Source organism: Rhodococcus sp. NS-SX18 (assembly GCF_057367935.1).
On record NZ_CM170633.1, the window covers coordinates 3,393,699 to 3,405,836 of the forward strand.

Consider the following 12,138-nt stretch of genomic DNA (forward strand, 5'->3'; position numbering starts at 1 on the left):
GATCACAGCCGTCAGGCGGCCGCGGTGATCATGCCGACGGCAGTGAGGGCGAGCACCATGCCGGCCATCTGGCCACGCCCGATACGCTCGCCCAGCACGATCATCGCCAGCAGTACGGTCGCCGCCGGGTACAGCGCGCCGATCACGCTGACCAGCGACAGCATCCCGCCCTGGAAGGCGAACATCAGCGCACCGTTGGCGATCACGTCCAGGACCGCGACCGCGACGATGTGCGGATACACCCGCCCCGGCGGCCGGATCAGCTGCCGCGTCCCCATGGCCACGGCCCACACCACGAGCGTCGCGGTGAGCCGCGACATGCCGAGGGGCCACAGGCCGGTGCCTTCGGGGACGCGGTGCAGCGCGACGAACATCAGGGCGAACGCGACTCCGGAGCCGACGGTCAGCCACGCCACGTTCGCGGTGAAACGTGGTTGCGCGTCCCCGGCGACACTCTCCTTCGATTCCCTGCTGACCAGCACCACGGCGACGAGGGCGATCGCGATGCCGGCGTAGGCGACCGCCCCGGGCCGCTCCCCCGTCGCGATGCCGACGAGCACCGGGATCCCGGCCACGAGCACGGCGGTGAGCGGGGACACCACAGACATCGGACCTGCGGCGAGCGCGAGATAGAACCACCAGATCGCGACGCCGCCGGCCACACCGGCCGCCGCGCCCCAGCCGAGCGACCCGGCCGTGACGCCACCGCCGACGAGCGGCGCGACGGCGAGCACCAGTAGCAGCGACAGCGGGTACGACACGAGCACGAACCGCAGCGCGGCCACCTGCCGGGACGCGACTCCGCCGAGGAAGTCGCTCACCCCGTAGCCGACCGCGGCCACCAGGGCGAGCACGATCGCCGTCAGCGCATGCCCTTCACCCGCCGGCCGAGCTCGCGGGTCACCTCGCGCTCGGCGGTGCGACGGGCCAGATCCTGGCGCTTGTCGTAGTCCTGCTTGCCCCGGGCCAGCGCCAACTCGACCTTCACCTTGCCGTCGGAGAAGTACATCGACAGCGGCACCAGGGTCTGGTTGCCCTCGCGGGTCTTGCCTACGAGGTTGTCGATCTCCCGGCGGTGCAGCAGCAGCTTGCGAGTGCGCCGCGGCGCGTGGTTGGTCCACGTCCCGTGCCCGTACTCGGGGATGTGCAACCCGCGCAGCCACACCTCGCCGTCGTCGACGGTGGCGAACGCGTCGACGAGCGAGGCCTTGCCCTCACGCAGGCTCTTGACCTCGGTGCCCAGGAGTGCGACTCCGGCCTCGTACGTGTCCAGAATGGTGTAGTTGTGCCGCGCCTTGCGGTTGGTCGCAATGACCTTGCGGCCCTTTTCCTTCACTTTCGGGCCCCTCCGGTCCTCGATGCGTCCGACAGATCTGTGTACAGCATAGGTAGCGGAGACAACCGGATATTCCCGGCGCACCGGCGGGGAGCTATTCGCGCACGTACAGGCGCAGGGTGACGTAGGCGGTCAACGCCGCCATGCCGACGCCCACCAGCACCAGGATCGGGGAGACCAGCAGGACGTCGCTGTTGGAGATGCGGGCGACGATGTTGGCCTCGTAGACCTCCGAGAGCACCTCGTCGACGAAGGCGCCCTTCGCGGCGAACAACCCGGCGATGGCCAGCGCCGCACCGATCACGGCCGCCACGACGGCCTCGAGCAGGAACGGCAGCTGGGTGTACCAGCGGGTCGCGCCCACCAGCCGCATGATGCCCACCTCGGTGCGGCGGGTGAACGCGGCGATCTGCACCATGTTCGCGATGAGCAGGATCGCAGCGACCGCCTGGACCGTGGCGATCGCGAACGCGGCGTTGCGCACGCCGCCCAGCACGCTGAACAGCCGCTCGACGAGGTCCTTCTGGTTGAGGACACTGTCGACCCCGGGTCGGACGGCGAACTGGTCCTCGATCACCCCGAACCGCTCGGGGTCGGAGAGCTTGATCTTGAACGAGGCCGGGAAGCTCTCGGGGCTGACGAGTTCGGCGAGTTCCGGCTGATCCTTGAAGACCCGTTCGGTCGCGTCGGCGACGGCGTCCTCGCGGTTGAGGTACTGCACCGACACCACTGCCGGGGTGTTCTCCAGATCCGAGCGCAGGGTTCGGCAGATGTCCTGCTCGCAGTCCGGGTCCAGGGTCGAGATGTCCTCCGTGAGGAACACCTGCACCTCGACCCGGTCGAGGAAGATCTGCTGGGTCTTGTCCGCCATCTGCACGACGAGCAGACCCGCGCCGAACAAGCCGAGGGAGATCGCGGTGGTCAGGATCATCGCGACGGTCATGGTCAGGTTGCGGCGCAGGCCGGTGACGACCTCGCTCAGGATGAAGCTGGCACGCATGGAGTGTCGAAGTCCTTCGGTTGCCGGAGGGGCGAGTGCGATGGAGCGGGAGCAGTCAGCGGCCGACGCCGTAGACGCCGCGCGCCTCGTCGCGCACGACCCGTCCGAGGTCGAGCTCGACCACCCGGCGCCGCATCGAGTCGACGATGTGATGGTCGTGAGTGGCCATCAGCACGGTGGTTCCCGTGCGGTTGATGCGTTCGAGCAGCATCATGATGTCCTGGCTGGTGTCCGGGTCGAGGTTGCCGGTCGGTTCGTCGGCCATGAGCACGAGGGGCCGGTTCACGAACGCCCGCGCGATCGCGACGCGCTGCTGTTCACCGCCGGACAGCTCGGTGGGCAGGCGGTCCGCCTTACCGGACAGGCCGACGAGGTCGAGCACGTCGGGCACAGTGCGGGCGATGACCGAGCGCGGCTTGCCGATCACCTCGAGCGCGAACGCGACGTTCTCGGCCACCGTCTTGCGCTGCAGCAGCCGGAAGTCCTGGAACACGCAGCCGAGGTTCTGCCGCAGCCGTGGCACCCGCCGGGCCGAGAGCCGGTTGACGTGGAAGTCCGCCACGTGGATGTCACCCGACGTGGGGGTGTCCTCGCGGAGAAGCAGCCGCAGGAAGGTCGACTTCCCGGAACCGGACGGGCCGATGAGGAAGACGAACTCGCCCTTGTCGATCTCGACGCTCACCTTGTCGAGAGCCGGCCGGGTCGACGTCTTGTACGACTTGGACACATTCTCCAGGCGGATCACGCCGCCATGCTAGCCGTTATCGGACGGTGACCTAAGGAACCGACTCGCCGGTAGGTTCGGTGGGGGACGAATCGCCGAGACCGGGAATCGGGATCTCGGGCAACCGCAGGCCGGGCTGGGTCGTCGTGGTCGTCGGGGCCGGGGCACCGGGCACCGCCTCCGAGCCGCGTCCGCCCGGCGTCGATCCCGGGCCCGTCGGTGTCGGGCCGGTCGTCGTCGGAGTCGGTTCGGTGGTAGTGGGGGCGGTGGTGGTCGGCACGGGCTCGACCGTCGTGGGCTCCGGCACGTACGGCACGTACGGCACGTCGCTGACGACGACCGCTCCCGGCGGCGCCGCCGCGCTCTGCTCGTCCTCCGGATTCAAGTACACGTACAGCAACCACAGGCCGACCCAGAGCAGGCACAGGGACAACGTGGTGGTGCGCACCCGGCCGCCGAGAACGTGGTCCGGGATGTGGAATCGGCGTCGCTCGCTCACTGCACCGCCTCGATGCCGTGGATGGGAGTGGAGGTGTCCAGCTGGGGGTTGACGGTCATCCCCCGGCGGCGCAGCGCCAGCGCGACCCGCACCCGGAGTTCGCGGCCCACCTGGAACTGCTTGCCGGGCAGGGTCCGGGCCACCATGCGGACGCTGACCTGGTCGACCTCGAGGCTCTCGACACCCATCACGGTCGGCTCGTCGAGCAGCAGTTCGTTGAGCTTCTCGTCCTCGAACGCCGCGACGCCGACCTCGTGCAGGATATCGTTGACCTCGGCGATGTCCGCGGTGACCGGGATCGGCACGTCGACGACGGCACGGGCCCAGTCCTTGGACAGGTTGACGGCCTTGTTGATCTGCCCGTTGGGCACGGTGATGACCTCGCCGGCGGCGTTGCGCAGTTTCGTCACTCGCAGGGTGACGTCCTCGACCGTGCCGACCGCGTCGGCGGAGGCACCGGTGACCGAGATCTGGACGGTGTCACCGAATCCGTACTGCCGCTCGGTGATGATGAAGAATCCGGCGAGGATGTCCTGGACGATGCGCTGGGCGCCGAAGCCGAGCGCGGCACCGAGCACCGTGGCCGGCGCCACGAGGCTGCCGATGGGTAGCGCCAGGTAGTCGAAGACCTTCAGGGTTGCGATGATGTAGACGAAAGTGATCACCACCCAGGTGATCACTTGCGCCACCGAGTGGCGGTGCTTGGTGACTTCCGAACGCACCAGAGCGTCGGACTGCTGATAGGTCTCGTCGATCCGCCGCGTGATCCGGCCACCGACCCAGCTCACGAATCGCGCGACGAGCGCGGCACCGAGCACGGTGAGCGCGATCTGCAGACCGCTGCTCGACAGCCAGTCGAGAATCCTGCTACCGGGAAACAGGGTTCGATCCTCCGTGTCGCTGGTTCTGGCCTACTGGTTCTGCTTCTGGTTCTCGCGCATGCGCCACCGGATGCCCTCTTCGAGGAACCCGTCGATGTCGCCGTCGAGGACGGCCGCCGGGTTGTTCACCTCGTGCTCGGTGCGCAGGTCCTTGACCATCTGATAGGGGTGCAGGACGTAGGAGCGCATCTGGTTGCCCCAGGAGCTCCCGCCGTCGCCCTTGAGGGCGTCCATCTCCGCACGCTCCTCCTGCCGCTTGCGTTCGAGCAGCTTGGCCTGCAGCACGCGCATCGCCGAGACTTTGTTCTGCAGCTGCGACTTCTCGTTCTGGCAGGTGACGACGATTCCCGTGGGGATGTGGGTCAGGCGCACCGCGGAGTCGGTGGTGTTGACGGACTGCCCGCCCGGGCCGGACGAGCGGTACACGTCGACGCGGATGTCGTTCTCGTCGACGTCGATGTGGTCGGTCGTCTCGACGACCGGCAGCACCTCGACCTCGGCGAACGACGTCTGGCGCCGGCCCTGGTTGTCGAACGGGCTGATGCGCACGAGTCGGTGGGTGCCCATCTCGACCGAGAGGGTGCCGTACGTGTAGGGCGCCTTGATCGCGAAGGTCGCGGACTTGATGCCCGCCTCCTCCGCATAGGAGGTGTCGTAGACCTCCACCGGGTAGCCGTGCTTGTCGGCCCATCGGATGTACATGCGCATGAGCATCTCGGCCCAGTCGGCAGCGTCGACGCCGCCGGCGCCGGCGCGGATGTTGACCAGTGCGTCGCGCTGGTCGTACTCGCCGGAGAGCAGGGTGCGCACTTCCATCGCCTCGATGTCGGTGCGCAGGGCGGCGCGCTCGGTGTCGGCGTCGGCCAGCGCGGTGGTGCGGTCCTCCCCCTCCTCGCCCTCGGCGAGTTCGTAGAGGACCGGCAGGTCGTCGAGTCGCGAGCGCAGCTCCTCGACGCGCCGCAGTTCGCCCTGGGCGTGCGAGAGCTGGCTGGTGACCTGTTGCGCGTGCTCCTGGTCGTTCCACAACTCCGGGTCGGCGGCCTGGTGCTCGAGCTCGTCGATGCGCCGGCGCAGCTCGTCCACGTCGAGGACCGCCTCGACGGTCTCGAGGGTGGTCGCCAGTTCGGCCAGGTCTGCGGAAACATCGGGATGCACGATTCTCAAGGCTACCGGGTGTGCGGCGTGACCTCGCCACCGCTCGGGGCCGGGTGGGCTCTGGACTAGCGTCTGGGGCATGAGCACCGACTTCTCGGCCGATCTGGATCTCGCCCTGCGCCTCGCCGACGAGGCGGACGCCATCACCCGCACCCGGTTCGGCGCCCTCGATCTGACCGTCACCGACAAGCCGGACCTGACCCCGGTATCGGATGCGGATCTCGGCGTCGAACGCGCCGTGCGCGGCACCCTCGGCGCCGAGCGCCCGGGGGACGCGATCCTCGGCGAGGAGTTCGGCGGCGACGCCGTGTTCACCGGCCGCCAGTGGGTGGTCGATCCCATCGACGGGACCAAGAACTTCGTGCGCGGTGTGCCGGTGTGGGCCAGCCTGATCGCCCTGCTCGACGACGGTGTGCCGGTGGTGGGCGTGGTGAGCGCCCCGGCTCTGAACCGCCGCTGGTGGGCCGCGGCCGGCGCGGGGGCGTGGCTGGCTTACGACGGCGCGCAGCCTCGTCGGCTCACGGTCTCGCAGGTCGCCGAGCTGTCCGCCGCGTCGCTGAGTTTCTCGAGCCTGTCGGGCTGGCGCGACCGCGGCCGGCGCGACGAATTCGTCGCGCTCACCGACGAGGTGTGGCGGGTACGGGCCTACGGCGACTTCTACTCGTACTGCCTGCTGGCCGAGGGTGCGGTGGACATCGCCTTGGAGCCCGAGGTGTCCCTGTGGGACCTGGCTGCGCTGGACGTGCTGGTCCGGGAGGCGGGGGGCCGGTTCACGAATCTCGACGGCGCGACGGGCCCGCACGGTGGCAGCGCGGTCGCCACCAACGGAGCACTGCACGACGGTGTGCTCACCCGTCTGCGGCAAGCCCGGTAGAGCACTCACCACCAACTTACTCGATAGTAGACAGCAATCTTACTCCGCAGTAAGATTGGGACTGTCCGTCCCCACATCGAGAAACGTCTGGTGATCATGAGCAAGCAAGACAGTGTGGCCCGGAACACCCCCCGCGACACGTCCGCCGTGGGCCTGAACCCCCTCCGGCGGGACGCCATGGGCGCGGCGATGCGGGTGCTCACCCGGATCACCGGTTCGGAACTCGCGGACCGGTACAACCTCCGGCAGGCCATCGACCGGGTGACCTACCAGTCCACCAAGACCGGCTTCAAGACGCTCGGCGCCGCCACCCGCACCTTCAAGAAGGTCACCGGCGGATCCGGCGCACCGCAGCGCCTCGACACCGCCGTCCGCACCGACCTGTTCGACCTGACCCCCACCGACGATCAGCAGATGATCGTCGAGACCGTCCGCGAGTTCGCCGCCGAGATCCTGCGGCCCGCCGCGCACGACGCGGACGAGGCAGCCGCCGCCCCCGCCGACCTTCTCGCCCGGGCCGCCGAACTCGGCATCACCCTCGTCAACGTGCCCGAGGCGTTCGAGGGAGTCGCCACCGAGCGCGGCGCCGTCACCAACACGCTCGTCGCCGAGGCACTCGCTCACGGCGACATGGGGCTGGCCCTGCCGATCCTCGCGCCGAGCGGCGTCGCGGTCGCCCTCGCCCAGTGGGGCACCGAGGAGCAGCAACGGACGTACCTGCCCGCGTTCGCCGGTGACGACGTCCCGCAGGCCTGCGTCGTGATCACCGAGCCGCGGGCGCTGTTCGACCCGTTCGCGCTGCAGACCAAGGCGGTGCGCTCCCCCAGCGGCTACCGGCTGAACGGTGTCAAGTGCCTGGTGCCGGCCGCGGGCAGCGCCGAGCTGTTCGTCGTCGCCGCCGAACTCGACGGAAAGCCGTCGCTGTTCCTGGTCGAGTCCGACAGCAAGGGCGTCGTGATCGAGGCCGACCCGTCGATGGGGCTGCGCGCCGCCGGGCTCGGCCGGCTACACCTGACCGACGTCGCCGTCCCGCAGAGCGCCCTCCTCGGCGACGCCGACGCCGATGTGCGCGCCGAGCAGTACGCGGACGCCGTCCGCCTCGCCCGGCTCGGCTGGTCCGCCCTCGCCGCGGGCACCGGGCAGGCCGTGCTCGACTACGTCGTCCCCTACGTCAACGAACGGCAGGCGTTCGGCGAACCGGTCAGCCATCGGCAGGCCGTCGCCTTCATGGTCGCGAACATCAAGATCGAGCTCGACGGGATCAGGCTGGTCACGCTGCGCGGCGCGGCCCGGGCCGAGCAGGGCCTGTCCTTCGCCCGCGAGGCAGCGCTGGCCCGCAAGCTCGCCACCGACAAGGGCATGCAGATCGGCCTCGACGGCGTCCAGTTGCTCGGCGGCCACGGCTTCACCAAGGAACACCCCGTCGAACGCTGGTACCGCGACCTGCGCGCCGTGGGCGTCGCCGAGGGCGTCGTCCTCGTCTGAACCGCCCGACCCGGCAGCGTCCCCTCACATTTAGGAACCCGCGATGATCAATCTCGAACTTCCCAAGAGGCTCAAGGCGTCGGCGAACCAGGCCCACCAGGTCGCCGCGCAGATCTTCCGTCCCGTCTCCCGCAAGTACGACCTCGCCGAGCACGTCTACCCGGTCGAGCTGGACACGATGGCGGCAATGGTCGAGGGCCTGAACGACTCCGGTCAGGGCGCCTCGGGCGCGGCGCTCGGCCGCGGCGACGAGCCGAAGAAGCAGACCGGCAACGTCAACGGCGGCAACATGGCGTCGCTGCTCAACGTGATCGAAACCTGTTGGGGCGACGTGGGTCTGACTCTCTCGATCCCCTACCAGGGCCTCGGCAACTCGGCGATCGCCGCCGTCGCCACCGACGAGCAGCTCGAGCGCTTCGGCAAGGTGTGGGCGTCGATGGCCATCACCGAGCCGAGCTTCGGCTCCGACTCCGCCGCCGTGACCACCACCGCCGTCCTCGACGGCGACGAGTGGGTCCTCAACGGTGAGAAGATCTTCGTCACCGCCGGCGAGCGCTCGACCCACGTGGTCGTGTGGGCGAGCGTCGACAGGTCGAAGGGACGCGCGGCGATCAAGTCGTTCGTCGTCCCACGGGACGCCCCCGGCCTGAGCGTGGCCCGCCTCGAACATAAGCTCGGCATCAAGGCCTCCGACACGGCCGTGCTGGTGCTCGACAACTGCCGGATTCCGAGGGACAACCTGCTCGGCAGCCCCGAGGTGAACGTCGAGAAGGGGTTCGCGGGGGTCATGCAGACCTTCGACAACACCCGTCCGATCGTCGCCGGTATGGCCGTCGGCGTCGCCCGCGCGGCGCTCGAGGAACTGCGCGGCATCCTCGCCGAGGCCGGCGTCGAAGTGTCCTACGACGTCCCGGCCTGCAACCAGCACGCAGCGGCCGCCGAGTTCCTCGCGCTCGAGGCCGACTGGGAGGCGGCCTACCTGCAGGCGCTGCGGGCCGCGTGGATGGCCGACAACAAGCAGCCGAACTCGCTCGAGGCGTCGATCTCCAAGGCCAAGGCCGGCCGCACCGGTACCGCGGTCACCCTCAAGGCCGTCGAACTGGCGGGTACCTACGGCTACTCCGAACGTCCGCTGCTCGAGAAGTGGGCGCGCGACTCGAAGATTCTCGACATCTTCGAGGGCACGCAGCAGATCCAGCAGCTCATCATTGCGCGACGGTTGCTGGGCCTGTCGAGCGCCGAGCTGAAGTAGCCGGTCACAGACCGCTTCTCCGAGGGGTCGGGCCCCCGCCGTACTCACCGACGGCGGGGGTTTTCTCACGCTTCGGGCCGCTTCCCGGAATTCGGACGAATGTCCATCTCTGTGAAGTCCATCACCACTAGGGTTGCGGTGACGAATCCGGCACGAGCTCGAAGGGGACAGCATGCCCGGGCAGGACATCAAGGACAAGATCACCGGCGCCGTCGGGGAGGTGACCGACACGCTGGGCGCCGTGCGGGTACTCGCCCGCTCCGGACTGCTGCACTTTCCCCGGGTCGACCACGGAATCGGCACCCTCGTCGCGGTGAGCCGCTACGGCCCGTTCGCCGGACCGGTACATGCCCACGCCGCGCGCGGCTACGACGCCGTCGCCCTCGTCGACGAGCGTGGCCGGCTGAGCTACCAGGAACTCGAGGGGCAGTCGAATGCGCTCGTACGGGCGCTGCAGGCCGACGGGGTCGCGGCAGGCGACGTAATGGGCCTGATGGCCCGCAACCACCGTGGACTCGTTCTCACCATGCTCGCGGCCGCCAAGCTCGGCGCGAAGCTGGTCATGATGAATACCGGGTTCGCTCCGCGCCAGCTCGCGGACGTCGCGGAACGTGAAGGGGTCGGCACGTTCGTCTACGACGCCGAGTTCGCGGCGGTGGCCGAAGCCCTGCCGCCGGATGTGCGCACGTACAGCTCGTGGCTCGAGGGCGAGGAGCCGGAACCACCCGGGATCGAGTCCGTGCTCGCACAGTTCGACCGGTCCACTGTTCCCGCACCGAGCACGCTCGGCGGTTTCGTGCTGCTCACCAGCGGCACGACCGGCACCCCGAAGGGTGCCCCGCGCGAGCGCACGTCGCCGCTCGCCTCGGCGCAGTTCCTGGACCGGGTACCGCTACGGCCGGGACAGACGATGCTGATGGCGGCGCCGGCGTTCCACGGGACCGGAATCTCGCAGTTCGGACTCGCCCTGGCGCTGGGTCAGACGGTGGTGTTGGAGCGGCGGTTCGATCCGCTCGAAACGGTTCGCCTGATCGAACGGCACCGGGCGAACGTGCTCGTCGTCGTGCCGACGATGCTGCAGCGGATCCTGGACCTGGGGGGCGAGGCGATCGGCCGGTTCGACACGTCGAGCCTGCAGATCATCTTTTCCGCCGGCTCGGCGCTGTCGCCGGACGTGTGCCGGCGCACCCGCGAGTACTTCGGCGATGTCCTGCACAACCTGTACGGATCGACCGAATGCGCGGTGGCCACCGTCGCCACACCCGAGGACATCCGCCGGGCGCCGGGTACGGCCGGACGGCCGCCTGTGACGTGCCGGGTGGAGTTGTACGACGAGGAAGGCAACCGCATCACGGCACCCGGCAAGGTGGGCCGGATCTTCGTCGCGAGCGGGCTGAGCTTCGACGGTTACACGGACGGCCGGGACAAGGAGCGGATCAACGGTCTGCTCTCGACAGGCGACGTCGGGCACTTCGACGAGGCGGGACTGCTGTTCGTCGACGGCCGGGACGACGACATGATCGTCTCCGGTGGCGAGAACGTGTACCCGCTGGAGGTGGAGAACCTTCTCGTCGAACGGGACGACGTGTTCGATGCCGCGGTGGTCGGGGTGGAGGATCCGGACTTCGGTCACCGGCTGCGCGCCTTCGTGGTGCCGGCCGAAGGCTCCGCGCGCGACGCCGAGGAGATCAAGGAGTACGTCAAGGCGAACCTGGCACGTTACAAGGTTCCGCGTGACGTCGTCTTCCTCGACGAACTGCCGCGCAATGCGACGGGGAAGCTGCTGCGACGCGTACTTGTCGACATGAAGCCCTGATCTCATACGGAAGGGCCCGGCACCGGATCATCCGGTGCCGGGCCCTTCGGCGTGGTAGCGGGGACAGGATTTGAACCTGCGACCTCTGGGTTATGAGCCCAGCGAGCTACCGAGCTGCTCCACCCCGCGTTGCAGAAACGAAGTTACACGGCGCGGTGAACGGAATGCAAATCGCCTGGGCGAAGGTCTTTTTCGCGCGTCATCGCGTGTCCTGGACCACACTCGTCGCATGATCCCCCTCACATAACGGAGGCATAACGATCGCGTGACGGGTCGGCCGACTTGCCGCGACGACCTGCGCAAACGCCGGTCGCTCGTCCCACCTGATGGACACCCGGGGCGTTGTTGCGGCCGGTGGCCCGCGTCGCCACGGCTCGGTACGGTCGGCCGCGGCTCGAAACCACCGAGCCGACGCCGTCCCGCCGCCGCCGAGCTGCCCCGCGGGAATCGGTACGACGGAACCTTCAGGGGGCAGCGACGCGACCCGGCCGACTGTCCGCACCGCCACGACCGAGCGGTGCCCCGGGTCCGGCGTCGGCGAGCGCGGAGAGGATTCATCCCGCATGACCACTTTCTTCAGCAAGCGCGGCCTCGGCACGGCCGTTGTCACCGGCGCCCTCGTGGCGGTGCCGTTCGGCCTCGCCACCGGTACCGCCTCCGCTGCCCCGCACAACTGGGACGCGGTGGCGGAGTGCGAGAGCGGCGGCAACTGGTCGATCGACACCGGCAACGGCTACTACGGCGGTCTGCAGTTCTCGCAGAGCACCTGGGCAGCCAACGGCGGCACCGGCAGCCCACACACCGCTTCGAAGGCCGAGCAGATCCGCGTCGCGGAGAACACGCTGCAGACCCAGGGCCCGGGCGCGTGGCCGGTCTGCGGTCAGTACCTGACCACCGAGAGCGAGGCCGCGCCCGCCCCCGCTCCCGAGGCACCCGCCGCCCCGGCACCCGCAACCCCGGCACCCGAGGCCGCGCCCGTCGAGCAGGCACTCGGTGTCGCCGGTGAGTTCGCCGCGCAGCACGGCTTCGCCGCGCAGTTCGACCAGGCAGTCGGCATCGCACTGACCGGCCGCTGATTCGTCCGCGAACGACGGGGCCCCGCGCACGATGTGCGCG

General features: G+C 69.3%; 12 protein-coding genes and 1 tRNA gene. 5 read left to right on the forward strand and 8 right to left on the reverse strand.

Translation table 11 applies throughout. From position 1 onward, the window contains the following. Positions 1-11 precede the first annotated feature (11 nt). The 7 genes from AC2IPW_RS15690 to prfB form a co-directional block, all read right to left on the reverse strand. The gene (locus AC2IPW_RS15690; protein WP_486377014.1) at positions 12-866 is read right to left on the reverse strand and encodes an EamA family transporter; all 855 of its coding nucleotides are present in this window, start codon (positions 864-866) and stop codon (positions 12-14) included. After that, entirely contained in the window at positions 863-1,336 is a 474-nt protein-coding gene (gene smpB, locus AC2IPW_RS15695; RefSeq protein WP_010594668.1) for an SsrA-binding protein SmpB, read from the reverse strand. The genes AC2IPW_RS15690 and smpB overlap by 4 nt, the downstream gene beginning before the upstream one ends. Before the next feature lie 94 nt (positions 1,337-1,430). Next, positions 1,431-2,336, reverse strand: a complete 906-nt coding sequence (ftsX, locus tag AC2IPW_RS15700) for a permease-like cell division protein FtsX (RefSeq protein ID WP_486375161.1) — start codon at positions 2,334-2,336, stop codon at positions 1,431-1,433. A 55-nt stretch (positions 2,337-2,391) separates the two neighbouring features. Continuing rightward, the gene (ftsE, locus tag AC2IPW_RS15705; protein WP_054374284.1) at positions 2,392-3,081 is read right to left on the reverse strand and encodes a cell division ATP-binding protein FtsE; all 690 of its coding nucleotides are present in this window, start codon (positions 3,079-3,081) and stop codon (positions 2,392-2,394) included. Positions 3,082-3,112: 31 nt separating this feature from the next. Beyond that, positions 3,113-3,559, reverse strand: coding sequence for an Rv3103c transmembrane domain-containing protein (locus tag AC2IPW_RS15710; RefSeq protein WP_486375162.1), 447 nt, complete (start codon positions 3,557-3,559; stop codon positions 3,113-3,115). After that, positions 3,556-4,440, reverse strand: coding sequence for a mechanosensitive ion channel family protein (locus AC2IPW_RS15715; RefSeq protein WP_486377015.1), 885 nt, complete (start codon positions 4,438-4,440; stop codon positions 3,556-3,558). Before AC2IPW_RS15715 ends, AC2IPW_RS15710 begins: the two co-directional genes overlap by 4 nt. 30 nt (positions 4,441-4,470) lie before the next feature. Then, positions 4,471-5,595: a peptide chain release factor 2 gene (prfB, locus tag AC2IPW_RS15720; protein ID WP_054374290.1), complete on the reverse strand. Its 1,125-nt coding sequence runs from the start codon at positions 5,593-5,595 to the stop codon at positions 4,471-4,473. A gap of 79 nt (positions 5,596-5,674) precedes the next feature. Here prfB and hisN point away from each other — a divergent pair, with 79 nt between their 5' ends. The 4 genes from hisN (at position 5,675) to AC2IPW_RS15740 (ending at position 11,022) form a co-directional block, all read left to right on the forward strand. Beyond that, positions 5,675-6,469 carry a histidinol-phosphatase gene (gene hisN / locus AC2IPW_RS15725; protein WP_289377632.1) on the forward strand — a complete coding sequence of 265 codons (795 nt, stop codon included), beginning with the start codon at positions 5,675-5,677 and terminating at the stop codon, positions 6,467-6,469. A gap of 90 nt (positions 6,470-6,559) precedes the next feature. Next, positions 6,560-7,954: an acyl-CoA dehydrogenase family protein gene (locus AC2IPW_RS15730; protein ID WP_416061349.1), complete on the forward strand. Its 1,395-nt coding sequence runs from the start codon at positions 6,560-6,562 to the stop codon at positions 7,952-7,954. A 43-nt stretch (positions 7,955-7,997) separates the two neighbouring features. Then, positions 7,998-9,206 (forward strand): acyl-CoA dehydrogenase family protein, encoded by a 1,209-nt coding sequence (locus tag AC2IPW_RS15735; RefSeq protein WP_054374296.1) that lies wholly within the window; start codon positions 7,998-8,000, stop codon positions 9,204-9,206. Between the two features lie 172 nt (positions 9,207-9,378). Continuing rightward, a complete protein-coding gene (locus AC2IPW_RS15740) occupies positions 9,379-11,022 on the forward strand; it encodes an acyl-CoA synthetase (protein ID WP_486375163.1) in 1,644 nt (547 codons plus the stop codon). A gap of 52 nt (positions 11,023-11,074) precedes the next feature. Here AC2IPW_RS15740 and AC2IPW_RS15745 read toward each other — a convergent pair. Continuing rightward, positions 11,075-11,151: transfer RNA gene (locus tag AC2IPW_RS15745), tRNA-Met, on the reverse strand. Positions 11,152-11,585: 434 nt separating this feature from the next. Between AC2IPW_RS15745 and AC2IPW_RS15750 the strand changes: the two genes are divergently transcribed. Further along, entirely contained in the window at positions 11,586-12,098 is a 513-nt protein-coding gene (locus AC2IPW_RS15750) for a transglycosylase family protein (RefSeq protein WP_486375164.1), read from the forward strand. Positions 12,099-12,138: the final 40 nt, after the last annotated feature.